We start from the raw sequence: 14421 nt of genomic DNA on the forward strand, positions 1-14421 counted from the left end.
ACCATCACGCGTTAGCCGCGTCACGCTCGGCAAACACCTCCTTGGCCGCCAGCACGCCGTTGATGGCGGCCGGGAAGCCGGCGTACACCGCCATCTGCGTCAGGATGGCGATCACCTCGTCGCGGCTGCAACCCACATTCAGCGCGCCATGCAGGTGCACCTTCAGCTGCGGCGTGGCATTGCCCAGTGCCGCCAGCGCGGCCACGGTGGCGATCTCGCGCTCCTTCAACGTCAGCACCTCGTCCTGGTATACCTCGCCGAACGGGAAGGCGATGGTGTACTGCGCCAGGTCAGGCGCCACGTCCTGCAGGGCCGCGATCACACGCTCGCCGGCCTGGCCGTCCACCTGCTGCAAGCGCGCCCAACCGCGCCGGTACGCCGAATCCGCCTCCACGGCAGGCGGCATCGGCGGTACCACATGTGTCACCCAGTGCTGCACCAACCGCGTCAGCCCCCGCGCCTGATAGGCGCAGCTATGTTCGGCAGCGTGATGGGCGGCGAAAGCCGCCTCGTCACGAAAGCTTTCGATCAGAAAAAACTGCTGCGGCTGCTTGCGATCCTGCTGCAGCTCGAAGCGCAGGCAGCCGGGCTCGCGCCGCGCATGCCAGCACAGCTGCTGCAACGCCTGCAGCGCGTCGTGCGGTGTGACCTCCGGATTGGTTTCCAGCTGGGCAATGACTTGATAGGCAAGTGGCGGCATCACGATATTCCTTGGCAAGGGGTCTGGCTGCCTTGGGCAGCGGGAACACGCAGCCTACGGCGCCGGATTCCATGCAACAATCCACCTTATCTTTCATGGTTTGATGAGCTTTATTCACCAATGACACCGCCGCTTGCCGAACTGTTTGCCTTTGCCTGTGTGGCGCGCCACCGCAGCTTCCGCGCGGCGGCGCTGGAGCTGGGCGTGACACCATCCGCCCTCAGTCACAGCCTGCGCCAGCTGGAGACGCGGCTGCAGGTGCGGCTGCTGCACCGGACCACGCGCAGCGTCACCGCCACCGAGGCCGGCGAGGCCCTGCTGGCGCAGCTGATACCGGCGCTGGCGCAGATCGGCGGCGCGCTGGAGTCGGTCAACGATTACCGCGCCCAGCCGCAGGGCCAGCTGCGACTGAACGTGCCGCGCACCGCCGCCTACCTGCTGCTGATGCCGCTGCTGCCGGCCTTCCTGCAGCGCTATCCGCACATCAGGCTGGATCTGGTATGCGATGACAAGCTGGTGGACATCGTCAGCAGCGGCTTCGACGCCGGCATGCGCTTTGGCGAGACCCTGGCGGCCGACATGGTGGCCGTACGCGTCGGCCCGCCGATGCGCTTTGCCGTGATTGCCAGCCCCGGCTATCTAGCTCGGCACGGTACGCCGCAGCACCCGGCCGAGCTAGCGCAGCACAACTGCATCCGTCACCGCTTCGACGATGGCGCGCTGTATGCGTGGGAACTGGCAAAGGATGGCGAGGCGCTGCAGATCCAGCCCGACGGCCAGCTGACACTGGGCGAACAGCCGCTGATGGTGGNCAGCTGACACTGGGCGAACAGCCGCTGATGGTGGAGGCGGCTGCCGCCGGGCTGGGCATTGCCCTGGTGTTTGAAGGCTATGCCGCAACGGCATTGGCAGACGGCCGGGTGACGCGCATTCTGGCCGACTGGTGTCCGGCGATGCCGGGGCTGCATCTGTATTACCCCAGCGGTCGCCACCTGCCGCTGGCGATGCGGCTTTGGATCGACCATCTCAGGGCGGCGCTGGAAACATGCGGTGATGGATGACCATTCCATTCTGCCGTACAACCTGGCATGGGATGGTCACCCACACACCACCTACCCCGCCATCACAGGGTATAAGAGCCCACGACGTGCCGCATCGTGCCGGACAGCTTCTGCAATTCTTCCGCCAGCTTCTTGCTGCTTTCGGCAACCCGGTTATTTTCCTCGGACATCTGGGCCACCCGCTCGACCTGAGTGGCGATGGTGTCGCTGGCCACGCTCTGCTCACGCAGGGCGTTGGCGATTTCGGTCACCAGCGACCGGCTGGTCGACGATGCGTCCGCAATCCGCTGGATGGTATCGCGTGTTTCGCGGCCTTCCGTGATGCCGTGCGCCACCGATTCGCTCGCCGCCTTCATGCGGGCGACAACGGATGCCGAGCGTGTCTGGATATCGGTCACCATGTCCGCGATCTGCACCGTGGATGCCGCGGTACGTTCGGCCAGCTTGCGGACTTCATCGGCCACCACCGCAAAACCGCGGCCCTGCTCTCCGGCCCGTGCCGCCTCGATGGCGGCATTCAGGGCCAGCAGGTTCGTCTGGTCGGCAACATCCTTGATTACCCCCATCACCGTGCTGATTGACTGGCCGCTCTCGTCCAGTAGCGTCAGCTCGGAGGAGGTATCCTGCATCATGTTTGCCATTTCCTCGATCCGCTCCACCACCAGCATCACGGCATCCCTGCCGCCCCTGGCCTCGTCACCCGCCATCGATACCAGCGTACTGGCCTCGCCGGTACGGTCGGAAACATGGTTGATGCTGACCACGACCTGCTCGACGTTGGCCGCCATGGTAACGGCCGAGTCGGCCTGGGTGCGGGAGCTGGCAGTTACCTGGCTTGCCGCCTCGGCCATTGATTCGGACACGGCGGCAACCTGCTCCGCGCCGTGGCGAATCTCGGTCAGCCCGCCACGCAGGCCGGCAATCAGCTCGTTGAGCTTCTGCAGCAGCAAGGATATTTCATCGTTGCCTTCCGCCGAGACCGGCCGGGAGAAATCGCGGGTGCTGACAACCCTGTCGATCTCCAGCTGCGCCTGCCGGGTTTTACCGATAATGCCACGATAGGTCGTCCACGCCACCACGATCAGCAAGGCCGAGCTGCCCAGCACCAGGGCAAGCGTCAGCATCCGCGCCTGGGCTTCGCGGTGTTCGCTTTCCGCGACAAAGGCGCTGGTTTTTTCCAGGTTGGAATTGAACAGGGCATCAATGGTGGCCATGAGGGCGTTGTTCAGCGGGATCAGCCTGGGCAGCGCCGCCGTCGCTTCCACCATCTGGCCGGCCTGCGACAGCTGCATGATTTCATTCGCCGCCGAGAAATAGGCGCTTGCCGCACGGCTGACGGCGTCGGTCAGTCCACGATCCTCACTGCTGCCATGCCCTGTTTCGATGTACTTTGCCAGATGCTGCTCGAAATTCGACCTGGCCGTACCCAGGCTCTGTTCGAACTGCTTCTTGTCCTCCGTGTTTGACAGGATATGGTCCCGCAGCATGGCCCGGTACTTGGTGGCACTGAAGCGCATGCCGGCCACATCCATGACGCCAGGCAGGGTGTCCTGGCTGATGGTCACAAAATCCTGCTTGCTGGCGCTCAATTGCCAGAGTGCGTTTACGCCTACGCCGCTTAAGGCCAGAATGGCGATCGTGATCAGAAACAATAGCCGATGCGAAATGCGATGTAACATACATTTGTCCTCTCGATAGCACATACGACTGTGCTGTTATAGCTGCCCGAACCGTACTGTCAACCCGAATCGGAGCCACGGCAGATGCATCGACCCGCCGGCTTCATTTACAAAAAACGCATCCCGATCAATCATTTACCGCACCTCACGCCTAACCGCCCTTGCGGCCAACCTTTGCCTGCCCCGACATGACCGATCACACTTCCGATGACTTCCAGTGGCTGGAAAGCCTCGACGACGACGCCGCGCTGGAGTGGGTGGCGCGCCAGAACGCCGCCACCCAGACCCTGCTCGACAGCGACCCGCGCTTTGGCGCGCTGAAAGACAGCATCCTCGCCAACCTGCGCGATACGCGGCAGATTCCGTTTTTTGCCGAGTACGACGGCTGGCTGTACAACTTCCACCAGGACGGCGAGCATCCGCGCGGCATCTACCGCCGCTGCACGCTGGACGCCTACCGTGCCAATACGCAGGAGTGGCAGACAGTGCTGGACATCGACGCGCTGGCGGCGGCCGAGGAGGTGGACTGGTATCTGGACGGCGTTGCGCACTACACCGAGCAGCCGGCGCGCGTGCTGCTAAACCTGACGCCGGGCGGCTCCGACGCCACCGTCAGCCGTGAGTACGACGTCGAGGCGCAGGCCTTCGTCGCCGGCGGTTTCAGCTTCCCCTACGGCAAGAACCACATCGCGTGGCGCGACCTGGACAGCGTGTTCGTGTGTCCGGCGTGGGAGGAGGCGCAGCTGACCCGCGCCGGCTACCCGCGCGAGGTGTGGCTGCTAGCGCGCGGCCAGGATTGGGCACAGGCGCGGTGCCTGCTGCGGCTGAACGACGAGGCGATGATGGCGGCGGCGTGGCGTTTTCTCGATGCCGACGGCACGCCGTTCGACATGATCGAGGCCTCCGACAGCTTCTACAGCAAGACCTATTACCACGTTGCGGCCAACCTTGCGCTCACCGCGCTGCCGCTGCCGCCGCGCAGCGAAATCGAGGCCTACAGCCACGGCGACCTGATCGTGAAACTGGCCGAGGACTGGGACGTGGCCGGGCAGAGCTACGCCGCCGGCAGCCTGCTGGCGGTGGCCTGCGACGCGGCCAGCGGCACAGTTGGCCGCATCGCCGCGCTGTTCGTGCCCGGTGCGCGGCAGTCGGTGGAGATGGTGGAGGCGACGCTGCACCTCTTGGCCATCATCGTGATCGACAACGTGAAGAGCCGCCTCGTCACCCTGCGCCGCCAAGGCGACGACTGGCTGCCGCACGCCAACCCGCTGCCGACCGGCGGCGTGATCGAGTTCGCCGACCAGCCGTGGCAGAGCGACCTGCTGTACTACAGCTACAGCGATTTCCTGACCCCGGCCGCGCTGTACCGGCTGGACCTGCTGGCTGGTTCAGCGCCGGAAGTGCTGCGCGCGCAACCGCTGGCCTTCGACGCCACCGGTTATGTGGCCGAGCAGCTGCACGCAACCGCCGCAGACGGCACCGAGATCCCCTACTTCATCGTCCATCGCGGCAACCTCGCCCGTGACGGCAGCGCGCCGACGCTGCTGTACGGCTACGGCGGCTTCGAAGTGCCGATGATGCCCTACTACATGGACAACTTCGGCCCGCAGTGGCTGGAAAAAGGCGGCGTGTTCGTGGTCGCCAACATCCGCGGCGGCGGCGAGTTCGGCCCCGCCTGGCACCAGGCGGCGCAGGGCATCAACCGCCAGGTGAGCTTCGACGACTTCATCGCGGTGGCGGAAGACCTGATCGCGCGCGGCATCACCAGCGCGCGGCGCCTCGGCATCGAAGGCGGCAGCAACGGCGGCCTGCTGGTCGGCGCCTGCATGGTGCAGCGGCCGGAGCTGTTCAACGCGGTGGTATGCGAAGTGCCGCTGCTGGACATGCTGCGCTACACCGAGCTGTTGGCCGGCGCCAGCTGGATCGACGAGTACGGCGATCCGCAGGACGAGGACGAGCGCGCGGCGCTGGCGGCGTACTCGCCCTACCATCACGTGCGCGCCGACGCGCGCTACCCGCTGGCGCTGTTCACCACCAGCAGCAAGGACGACCGCGTGCACCCGGCGCACGCGCGCAAGATGGTGGCGCGCATGCAGTCCTTCGGCCATGAGGTGCTGTTCCTCGAAACCAGCGGCGGCGGCCACGGCGGCAATACCGGCCAGGAACAGACCGCCGAGGAGCTGGCGCGGGTGCTGGTTTACCTTTACCGCCAGCTGATGGACTGAACAGCCTGCGGCCAACCTTGCGCAAACCACCAAGGTTGGCCGCAAGGCACTGGCCGCCAGCACACGGCGCCATTACCATAGGAGTGTGTTAACGATCTAGCGAGCTAGAGCGAGACAAGGCGAAAACGGCTGAGGAAGCGGAATTTACAAGTGGTAAATGAGCATTCCGAAACCGTTTTTAACGCGGTATCGCCGAAGCGCAGCAGATCGTGAACTCGCTCCAAGCCCGGCCCGTTTGCCGGGCTTTCCCTCACTTCTACACTCCGGAACGTTCATGAAGATCGTCGTCCTCGGTGCCGGCGTGGTCGGCGTCGCCAGTGCCTGGTATCTGTCCCGCGCCGGGCACGAGGTCACCGTCATCGACCGCCAGGGTGCCGCCGCGCAGGAAACCAGCTTTGCCAACGGCGGCCAGATCGCGGTGTCGCACGCCGAGCCGTGGGCCAACCCGGCCACGCCGCGCAAGATCTGGCAGTGGCTGGGGCAGGAGGACGCGCCGCTGCTGCTGCGCCTGCGCGCCGATCCGGCGCTGTGGCGCTGGAGCTGGCGCTTCCTGCTGGAATGCCGCGCACGGCGCACCCGCGCCAACATCCGCCCGATCACCACCCTGGCGCAGTACAGCCGCAGCTGCCTGCAGGCGCTGCGCGCCGAGCTGGCGCCGCAGGGCGGCCTGCACTACGACCAGCTGCAGCGCGGCATCCTGCACCTGTATACCGACGCGAAGGAATTCGAGCAGGCGCTGCACGCCGCCGACATCATGCGCGACTACGGCTGCGACCGCCGCCCGCTGACGGCGGACGAGTGCGTGGCGATCGAGCCGGCGCTGGCCAGCGCCCGCAGCCAGCTGGTGGGCGGCGATTTCTCCGCCGAGGACGAATCCGGCGACGCGCAGCGCTTCAGCAGCCAGCTGGCGGAATTCTGCCGCCGCGCCGGCGTCAACTTCCGCCTCGATACCGTCATCAGCCGCCTGGAGCGCGACGGCGACCGCATCGCCGCCGCGCACACCGCCAGCGGCGAGCGCATCGTCGCCGACGGCTTCGTGCTGGCGCTGGGCAGCTACAGCCCGCTGCTGCTGCGGCCACTGGGGCTGTCCTTACCCGTCATTCCGGCCAAGGGCTACTCCGCCACGCTGACGCTACCGGATGACAGCGTCGCGCCGGTGACCAGCCTCACCGACGACCAGTACAAACTGGTGTTCTCGCGGCTGGGGCAGCGGCTGCGCATCGCCGGCACCGCCGAATTCGCCGGCTTCGACCTCGCGCTCAACCCAGTGCGCTGCGACGCGCTGCTGCGACGCACGCGCCAGCTGTTCCCACAATTGCGCGACAGCGCGCCGCCAGAATTCTGGTGCGGGCTGCGGCCGGTGACGCCGTCGAGCGTGCCCTTCATCGGCGCCAGCCGCTACCGCAACCTGTGGCTGAACACCGGCCACGGCACGCTGGGCTGGACCATGGCCTGCGGCTCCGGCCGGCTGCTGGCCGACCTGATCGCCGGGCGGGCGCCGGATATCGCCTTCCCCGCCCCGGCGCTGTAAGAACAAGGTGCGCGCGGCGGCAAAGGTTGGCCGCAACGCGCACGCTGCCTTACCATGCAGCCATCGCCTACCCGAGACCCGCCGCCCCATGTCGCACCACCCCAACCAGTTCGACCTGTTCCGCACCCGGCGCTTCCTGCCGCTGTTCGTCACCCAGTTTTTCGGCGCCTTCAACGACAACCTGCTGAAGAACGCGGTGATCGTGCTGATCAACTTCCACGGCATGAAAATGCTGGGGCTGGCGCCGGAGCTGATGATCCAGCTGGCGGCGGCGCTGTTCATCCTGCCCTTCTTTCTGTTTTCCGCCACCGCCGGCCAGCTGTGCGAGAAGTACGACAAGGCCGCCATCGCGCGGCTGGTGAAGCAGGCGGAAATCGCCATCATGCTGCTGGCGGCGCTGGGTTTCTGGCGCCACGACGGCGTGATCCTGATGTCCACCATTTTTTTAATGGGCATGCACTCCACCCTGTTCGGGCCGCTGAAATTCAGCGTGCTGCCGCAGTACCTGCGCCCCGGCGAGCTGGTCGGCGGTAACGGCCTGATCGAGATGGGCACCTTCGTGTCCATCATCCTCGGCCAGGTGGCCGGCACCGTGCTGGTCAATGCCGACGACAGCCGCATCAGCATCGTGCTGGCGCTCTTGGCCTGCGCGCTGGCTGGCCTGGCCGCGGCGCGGGCGATGCCGCCGGCGGCGCCGACCGCCGCCGCGCTGCCGATAGACTGGAACTTCGCGCGCCAGACCTGGGGCATCGTGCGCCACGCCAAGCAGAGCCGGCCGGTGTGGCTGAGCCTGCTGGGCATCTCCTGGTTCTGGTTCCTCGGCGCCATCTACCTGTCCAAGCTGCCGACCTACGCCTCCGACGTGCTCGGCGGCGACGCCACGGTGTACACGCTGCTGATGACGCTGTTTTCGCTCGGCGTCGGCACCGGCTCGATGCTGTGCGAGAAGCTGTCCGGGCGTAAGGTGGAGTTGGGGCTGGTGCCGTTCGGCTCGCTGGGGCTGTGCCTGTTCGGCATCGACCTCTACTTCGCCACCCCGCCGCAGGCCGCCGTCACGCTGGACTGGCTGGCCTTTATCGCCAGCGCCGGCAACTGGCGGCTGATGGCCGATTTCGCGCTGATCGGCGTGTTCGGCGGTTTCTACATCGTGCCGCTGTACGCGCTGGTGCAGTCGCGCTCGGCGCCGGAATTCCGCTCGCGCGCCATTGCTGCCAACAACATCCTCAACTCGCTGTTCATGGTGGTGTCGGCGGCGTTTGCCGCGGTGCTGGCGGCGAACGGCGTCGGCATCCCGACGGTGCTGCTGATCGCGGCGCTGCTCAACCTGGTGGTGGCCGCCTACATCTACAGCCTGCTGCCGGAATTCCTGATGCGCTTCGTGATCTGGCTGCTGACCCACACCCTGTACCGCGTGCGTCACCACGGCTTGGAGCAGATTCCGGAGCACGGCCCCTGCGTGCTGGTGTGCAACCACGTCAGCTTCATGGATGCGCTGATCCTCGCCGGCGCGGTGCGCCGTCCGATCCGCTTCGTGATGGATCACTACATCTTCCGCACCCCGCTGCTCGGCTTCGTGTTCCGCACCGCGCGCGCCATCCCGATCGCGCCGGCCAAGGAAGACCCGCAGGCCAAGACGCGCGCCTTCGACGCGGTGGCGGCCGCGCTGGCCGAGGGCGAGGTGGTGTGCATCTTCCCGGAGGGCAAGCTCACCGCCGACGGCGAGATCAACCCGTTCCGCCCCAGCATTGAGGAGATCGTGGCGCGCACGCCGGTGCCGGTGGTGCCGCTGGCGCTGTGCGGCATGTGGGGCAGTTTCTTCTCGCGCCGCTACGGCAAGGCGATGCTGAGCTGGCCGCGCCGCTTCTGGTCGTGCATCGCGCTGAAGGCGGCGCCGGCACTGGCGGCCAGCGAGGTCAGCGCCGCCGTGCTGCAGCAGACGGTGGCGGAATTGCGCGGCGACTGGCGCTGAGGCTCCCGGCAAATTTGATCACAATCGGGCGCCGCGGCTTGCCGCCGCGGCGCGGCTGTGCCAAAGTGTCAAACATAATCAACACGTTGTAGAAAATAAGACTACAGAGGAGCGTGCCATGTCCATCGCCAACGATATCGTCCTGTTCCATCAGCAGGACATCACCCCGGATTCGTTTTCCGCACCGCAGGAGCGTCGCCTGGCCGGCGAGTGCCAGCAGACCGTCGAGATGCACTACAGCGATCCGACCGGCCAGTTCCACGCCGGGCTGTGGTCCGGCGGCGTCGGCGCGTGGCGGGTGAAGTACACCGAGTGCGAGTTCTGCACCCTGCTGGAAGGCCGCGTGCGCATGCACGACGATAACGGCGGCATGGTCGAAATCGTCGCCGGCCAGCACTTCGTGATTCCGGAAGGCTTCGAGGGCATCTGGGAGGTGGTGGAGCCGGCGAAGAAGACCTTCGCCGTGTTCGAGGAAGACCGCCTGGCGCGCAAGGACTGAGCTGATCGCGCGCAAGGTTGGCCGCAGCGGCGATGCGGCCAACCTTGCTGCTTCCGGTACCCGCCACCGCGAAGCGCCCAGCAAAAACCCCCTGCCACGGCAGGGGGTTTTGTCATGCAGCCGGCGCGCGGCACCGCGTCAGAATTTCTCGTTCTCGGTCAGGTAGCGCCACTGCCCCTGCTGCAGCTCGCCCAGCCGCACGCGGCCGATGCGGATGCGGCGCACCGCCTTCACCTGCAGCCCGGCCGCGGCGCACATGCGCTGGATGTGGCGGCGCTGCACTTCGCGCAGCACGAAGCACAGCTGGCTGTCGCTCTGGCGGCTGACGCGCAGCGCGGTCAGCTTGTCGCCGTCGCTGTTGACGCCGGCCTTCAGCGCGGCGAGGCCGGCGTCGTCCAGCGGCCGGTCTATCCACACCAGCAGTTCCTGTTCGCAGTCGCCGGCCAGCAGCTTGCGCGCCACGCGCCCGTCCTGGGTCAGCACCAGCAGGCCGGAGGCATCGACGTCCAGCCGACCGGCCGTGGCCAAATGCAGCTGGTGCTTGCGCAAAAAGGTGTAGCCGGAGCGGTCGGCCGGCGACAGGGTGTCGGCCTTGATCAGCTGCCACGCCGGGCGTTCGCCGGACACCTCCGCCGCACCGCTGACATAGCCGACCGGCTTGTGCAGCAGCAGGGTGACGCGCTCGGCCTGCTCGTTCAGCGCGCGCGCGGCCAGCTCGATGCGCTGATCCGGGCGCACGCGGCTGCCGAGCACGTCGACCACCACGCCATCGACCGTGACCAGGCCCTGCTCGATGAATTCGTCGGCCTCGCGGCGGGAGCACAGGCCGAGTTCGGTCATGCGTTTGGATAGGCGGATGGTGTCGTCGGACATGGCGGCAATCTGAGTAAGGGAATCGGGCAGCGATTATCCGCTGTTTTGCCGCCGCTGTGCGGCCAACGTTGGCCGCACGCAGCAGAAACGGCCGGCGCCGGGCAGCAAAAAGCCGCGACGGAGACCGGTATGGCCATTCGTCGCGGCTCGCCGCTCCGCCGGCTCAGAACCTGTTCAATGTCTGCTGCGCTTCGGCGATACGGCGTTAAAAACGCCTTCGGAATGCTCATTGACCCCATGTCAACTCCGCTTCCTCAGGCGTTTTCGCCTTGTCTCGCTCTAGCTCGCGAGACTTTGAACAGGTTCTCAGGCCTGGGCTATGCTCTGCCGGATCTGCTCGATGCCGGCCGGGTCGTCCAGCGTGGTCAGGTCGCCCGGGTCGCGGCCCTCCGCCAGCGCCTGGATGGAGCGGCGCAGCACCTTGCCGGAGCGGGTCTTGGGCAGCTGGTTCACGAAGTACACCCGCGCCGGGTTGGCGATCGCGCCCAGCTGCGCCGCCACCTGCGCGATGACTTCCTTCTCCAGCGCCGCACGCTGCGCCGGATCGTCCAGCAGCGCCGGGTTCTTCACCACCGCGAACGCCTTCGGCACCTGGCCCTTGAGGCTGTCTTCCACCCCTACCACCGCCACCTCGGCGATGGCGCTATGGCTGCTGACCGCTTCCTCGATCTCGCGGGTGCCGAGGCGATGGCCGGCGACGTTGATCACGTCATCGGTGCGGCCGAGGATGGTGAAGTAGCCGTCCTGATCCTTGATGCCCCAGTCGAAGCTGGAGTACACCAGCTTGTCCGGGAACAGGCTGAAGTAGGTGTCGACAAAGCGCTGGTCCTGCTGCCAGATGGTGCTCATGCAGCCCGGCGGCAGCGGCGGGATCACCCCGATCACGCCCTTCTCGCCGGGGCCGACTTCCTCGCCGGTGGCCTCGTTGAACAGCTTGACGTTGAAGCCGTACACCGGCAGGCCGGGACTGCCGTACTTCACCGCCTTCGGCTCCACGCCGTTGCACAGCGTCAGCATCGGCCAGCCGGTCTCGGTCTGCCAGTAGTTGTCCAGCACCGGCACCTGCAATTCGGCGGCGATCCAGCTGGCGGTCGGCTCGTCCAGCGGCTCGCCCGCCAGGAACAGCGCGCGCAGGCTGGAGAGGTCGTACTTGTGCAGCCAGGCCGGGTCCTGCTTCTTCAGCACACGGATGGCGGTCGGCGCCGAGAACATCACCGTGACCTTGTATTTTTCCACCAGCTGCCACCAGATGCCGGCGTCGGGGCGAATCGGCAGCCCTTCGTACACCAGCGTGGTCATGCCGTTCAGCAGCGGGCCGTACACGATGTAGGAGTGGCCGACCACCCAGCCGATGTCGGAGGTGGAAAAGTAGCATTCGCCCGGCTGGCCGCCATAGATGTAGTCCATGCTCGCCGCCAGCGCCACCGCGTAGCCGCCGGTATCGCGCTGCACGCCTTTCGGTTTGCCGGTGGTGCCGGAGGTGTACAGGATGTAGCTGGGATGGTTGGATTCCACCCACGTCACCTCGGCGCGCTCGTCCCGGTGCGCATCAACCAGCGCGGCGTAGTCGAGATCGCGCCCCGGCTTCATCATCGGCGCTTCCGTCAGACCGCGGTTGACCACGATCACCTTGCCCGGCGCACAGCTGCCGGCCAGCGTCAGTGCCTCGTCCACCAGCGGCTTGTAGGCGATCACCTTGCCGCCGCGAATGCCGGCGTCGGCGGTGACCATCACCTTGGGCGTGGCGTCCTCGATACGGGTGGCGAGGCTGGCGGAGGCGAAGCCGCCGAACACCACCGAGTGGATGGCGCCCAGGCGCACCGTGGCCAGCATCGCGAACACCGCCTCCGGGATCATCGGCATGTAGATCAGCACCCGGTCGCCCTTGACCACGCCCTGCGCCTGCAGGATGGCGGCGAAGCGCGTCACTTCGGCGTGCAGCTCGCGGTAGCTGTAGCTGGTTTCGATGCCGGTCTCGCTGGACACGTAGGCCAGCGCCGGCTGCTCGCCGCGCGCGGCCAGGTGGCGGTCGACGGCGTTGTAGCAGAGGTTGGTCTCGCCGCCGGCGAACCAGTCGCGGAACGGCGGCTGGTCGTACTGCAGCGCCTTATCGAAGGGCTTGTGCCAGTGGATGCGTTGCGCCTGCTCTGCCCAGAAGCCGGCCGGGTCATCGATGGAGCGACGGTAGAAGTCATGGTACGAGGTCATGTCGGGGGTCTCTCTTGTGTCTGCCGCATCTGGCGCGCGGTCTGCTTCCAAACAACCAAGCGGTTGCTTGTCAGACAAATTAAGCCCTTTGCCGGACAAGGTCAATGCGCACGCCCGCTGCCGGCGGTGGTCGTGAAATTGGACGTTGCGGAAATGCCGAGCCGGCGCCGCTGCCCGCCCCGTTCCCTGCCGCCACGGCGCTATCCGGCCTTGCGCGACACTGGTCGAAAGCCGGGCAGTGCGGTACGCTGTCACGATAGGAAAACGCCCGCAGGACAGGACAAAGCCATGGACATCAAACACTACATGAACGTCGTCGGCCAGGCCGCGCGCAAGGCCAGCCGCGCCATCGCCCGCGCCGACACCAACCAGAAGAACAAGGCGCTGCTGGCCATCGCCGACGCGATCGAGCGCGACCTGGAACAACTGGTTGCGGCCAACATGGTGGATCTGGAAAACGCGCGCCAGAACGGTCTGGAAGAAGCGCTGATCGACCGCCTGACGCTGTCGGAAAAAACCGTGCACGGCATGGCCGACGGCCTGCGCCAGATCGCGGCGCTGCCGGACCCGGTTGGCGAAATGGACGACTTCAGCTACCGCCCGTCCGGCATCCAGCTGGGCAAGATGCGCGTGCCGCTGGGCGTGGTCGGCATCATCTACGAGGCGCGGCCGAACGTGACCGCCGACGCCGCCGGCCTGTGCCTGAAATCGGGCAACGCGGTGATCCTGCGCGGCGGCTCGGAAGCGTTCAACAGCAACCAGGCCATCGCCGCCTGCGTGCACGAGGGCCTGCGCGTGGCCGACCTGCCGCTGCACGCGGTGCAGGTGCTGGAAACCACCGACCGCGCCGCGGTGGGCGAGCTGATCACCATGAGCGAGTTCGTCGACGTGATCGTGCCGCGCGGCGGCAAGGGCCTGATCGAGCGCATCAGCCGCGAGGCGCGGGTGCCGGTGATCAAGCATCTGGACGGCAACTGCCACGTCTACATCGACGACACCGCCAACCCGGACAAGGCGTTCAACATCGCGCTGAACGCCAAGACCCACCGCTACGGCACCTGCAACACCATGGAAACCCTGCTGGTGCACACCGCCTTTGCCGGTTTCATCCTGCCAAGGTTGGCCGCGGCATACTGGGAAAAAGGCGTCGAGCTGCGCGGCTGCGAACGTACCCAGGGCATCCTCGGTGACAAGGTGGTCGCCGCCACCGAGGCCGACTGGGAAACCGAATACCTGGCGCCTATCCTGGCGATCAAGGTAGTCGGCGGCATCGACGACGCCATCGAGCACATCAACCACTACGGCAGCCACCACACCGACGCCATCGTCACCGACGACTACGGCCGTGCGCGCCGCTTCCTGCGCGAGGTGGATTCCGCCAGCGTGATGGTCAACGCCAGCACCCGCTTTGCCGACGGCTTCGAGTACGGCCTCGGCGCCGAGATCGGCATCTCCACCGACAAGATCCACGCCCGCGGCCCGGTGGGGCTCACCGGCCTCACCAGTCAGAAGTGGATCGTGCTCGGCGACGGCCAGATCCGCCAGTAAACCCTGGCCTACCCTCCCCGATGCGCCGCCGGCAGCCCTGCCCGCGGCGCATTGTCTTGCCGCCCACGCGATAGCGTCCGTCAAGGTGGTGTAAATTTCAGGGCCGAACTCCGGTCCGGTTTTCCAGG

Annotated in this window: 10 protein-coding genes and 1 pseudogene; 7 read left to right on the forward strand and 4 right to left on the reverse strand. The window is 66.6% G+C overall.

Annotated features, from left to right (window positions below; translation table 11 throughout):
* Positions 1–4: 4 nt before the first annotated feature.
* A complete protein-coding gene (locus IE083_RS06605; RefSeq protein WP_189352825.1) occupies positions 5–700 on the reverse strand; it encodes a carboxymuconolactone decarboxylase family protein in 696 nt (231 codons plus the stop codon).
* Positions 701–820: 120 nt separating this feature from the next.
* Between IE083_RS06605 and IE083_RS15950 the strand changes: the two are divergent.
* Both IE083_RS15950 and IE083_RS15955 read left to right on the forward strand, forming a co-directional pair.
* A pseudogene (locus IE083_RS15950) lies at positions 821–1309 on the forward strand (LysR family transcriptional regulator); the annotation flags it as partial.
* Positions 1310–1389: 80 nt separating this feature from the next.
* The gene (locus IE083_RS15955) at positions 1390–1761 is read left to right on the forward strand and encodes a LysR substrate-binding domain-containing protein (protein WP_268245118.1); all 372 of its coding nucleotides are present in this window, start codon (positions 1390–1392) and stop codon (positions 1759–1761) included.
* 62 nt (positions 1762–1823) lie between these two features.
* On the opposite strand, the gene IE083_RS06615 is transcribed toward IE083_RS15955, so the two are convergent.
* A complete protein-coding gene (locus tag IE083_RS06615; RefSeq protein WP_189352826.1) occupies positions 1824–3440 on the reverse strand; it encodes a methyl-accepting chemotaxis protein in 1617 nt (538 codons plus the stop codon).
* Positions 3441–3628: 188 nt separating this feature from the next.
* Here IE083_RS06615 and IE083_RS06620 point away from each other — a divergent pair, with 188 nt between their 5' ends.
* The 4 genes from IE083_RS06620 (at position 3629) to IE083_RS06635 (ending at position 9664) form a co-directional block, all read left to right on the forward strand.
* Positions 3629–5665 (forward strand): prolyl oligopeptidase family serine peptidase, encoded by a 2037-nt coding sequence (locus IE083_RS06620; RefSeq protein WP_189352827.1) that lies wholly within the window; start codon positions 3629–3631, stop codon positions 5663–5665.
* A 274-nt stretch (positions 5666–5939) separates the two neighbouring features.
* A complete protein-coding gene (locus IE083_RS06625; RefSeq protein ID WP_189352828.1) occupies positions 5940–7196 on the forward strand; it encodes a D-amino acid dehydrogenase in 1257 nt (418 codons plus the stop codon).
* Between the two features lie 88 nt (positions 7197–7284).
* Positions 7285–9165, forward strand: a complete 1881-nt coding sequence (locus IE083_RS06630) for an MFS transporter (protein ID WP_189352829.1) — start codon at positions 7285–7287, stop codon at positions 9163–9165.
* Between the two features lie 118 nt (positions 9166–9283).
* A complete protein-coding gene (locus IE083_RS06635; RefSeq protein WP_189352830.1) occupies positions 9284–9664 on the forward strand; it encodes a cupin domain-containing protein in 381 nt (126 codons plus the stop codon).
* Positions 9665–9802: 138 nt separating this feature from the next.
* Here IE083_RS06635 and IE083_RS06640 read toward each other — a convergent pair whose 3' ends face one another.
* Together IE083_RS06640 and IE083_RS06645 are read right to left on the reverse strand one after the other, a co-directional pair.
* Complete coding sequence (locus IE083_RS06640) at positions 9803–10537, reverse strand: pseudouridine synthase (protein WP_189352831.1); 735 nt, start codon at positions 10535–10537, stop codon at positions 9803–9805.
* 306 nt (positions 10538–10843) lie between these two features.
* Complete coding sequence (locus IE083_RS06645; RefSeq protein WP_268245117.1) at positions 10844–13048, reverse strand: propionate--CoA ligase; 2205 nt, start codon at positions 13046–13048, stop codon at positions 10844–10846.
* On the opposite strand from IE083_RS06645, the gene IE083_RS06650 reads away from it, so the two are divergent.
* Positions 13034–14293: a glutamate-5-semialdehyde dehydrogenase gene (locus IE083_RS06650; RefSeq protein ID WP_189352833.1), complete on the forward strand. Its 1260-nt coding sequence runs from the start codon at positions 13034–13036 to the stop codon at positions 14291–14293. The two genes, IE083_RS06645 and IE083_RS06650, sit on opposite strands and share 15 nt — an antisense overlap.
* Positions 14294–14421 lie beyond the last annotated feature (128 nt).

It is taken from the genome of Vogesella fluminis (assembly GCF_014652335.1).
GTDB lineage: Bacteria > Pseudomonadota > Gammaproteobacteria > Burkholderiales > Chromobacteriaceae > Vogesella > Vogesella fluminis.

Excerpts from the sequence above, each read along its gene's own strand:
- IE083_RS06605 (WP_189352825.1), bottom strand. The coding sequence starts at position 700 with ATGCCGCCACTTGCCTATCAAGTCATTGCCCAGCTGGAAACCAATCCG.
- IE083_RS06650 (WP_189352833.1), top strand. The coding sequence starts at position 13,034 with ATGGACATCAAACACTACATGAACGTCGTCGGCCAGGCCGCGCGCAAG.
- IE083_RS06640 (WP_189352831.1), bottom strand. The coding sequence starts at position 10,537 with ATGTCCGACGACACCATCCGCCTATCCAAACGCATGACCGAACTCGGC.
- IE083_RS06630 (WP_189352829.1), top strand. The coding sequence starts at position 7,285 with ATGTCGCACCACCCCAACCAGTTCGACCTGTTCCGCACCCGGCGCTTC.
- IE083_RS06615 (WP_189352826.1), bottom strand. The coding sequence starts at position 3,440 with ATGTTACATCGCATTTCGCATCGGCTATTGTTTCTGATCACGATCGCC.
- IE083_RS06625 (WP_189352828.1), top strand. The coding sequence starts at position 5,940 with ATGAAGATCGTCGTCCTCGGTGCCGGCGTGGTCGGCGTCGCCAGTGCC.
- IE083_RS06635 (WP_189352830.1), top strand. The coding sequence starts at position 9,284 with ATGTCCATCGCCAACGATATCGTCCTGTTCCATCAGCAGGACATCACC.
- IE083_RS06620 (WP_189352827.1), top strand. The coding sequence starts at position 3,629 with ATGACCGATCACACTTCCGATGACTTCCAGTGGCTGGAAAGCCTCGAC.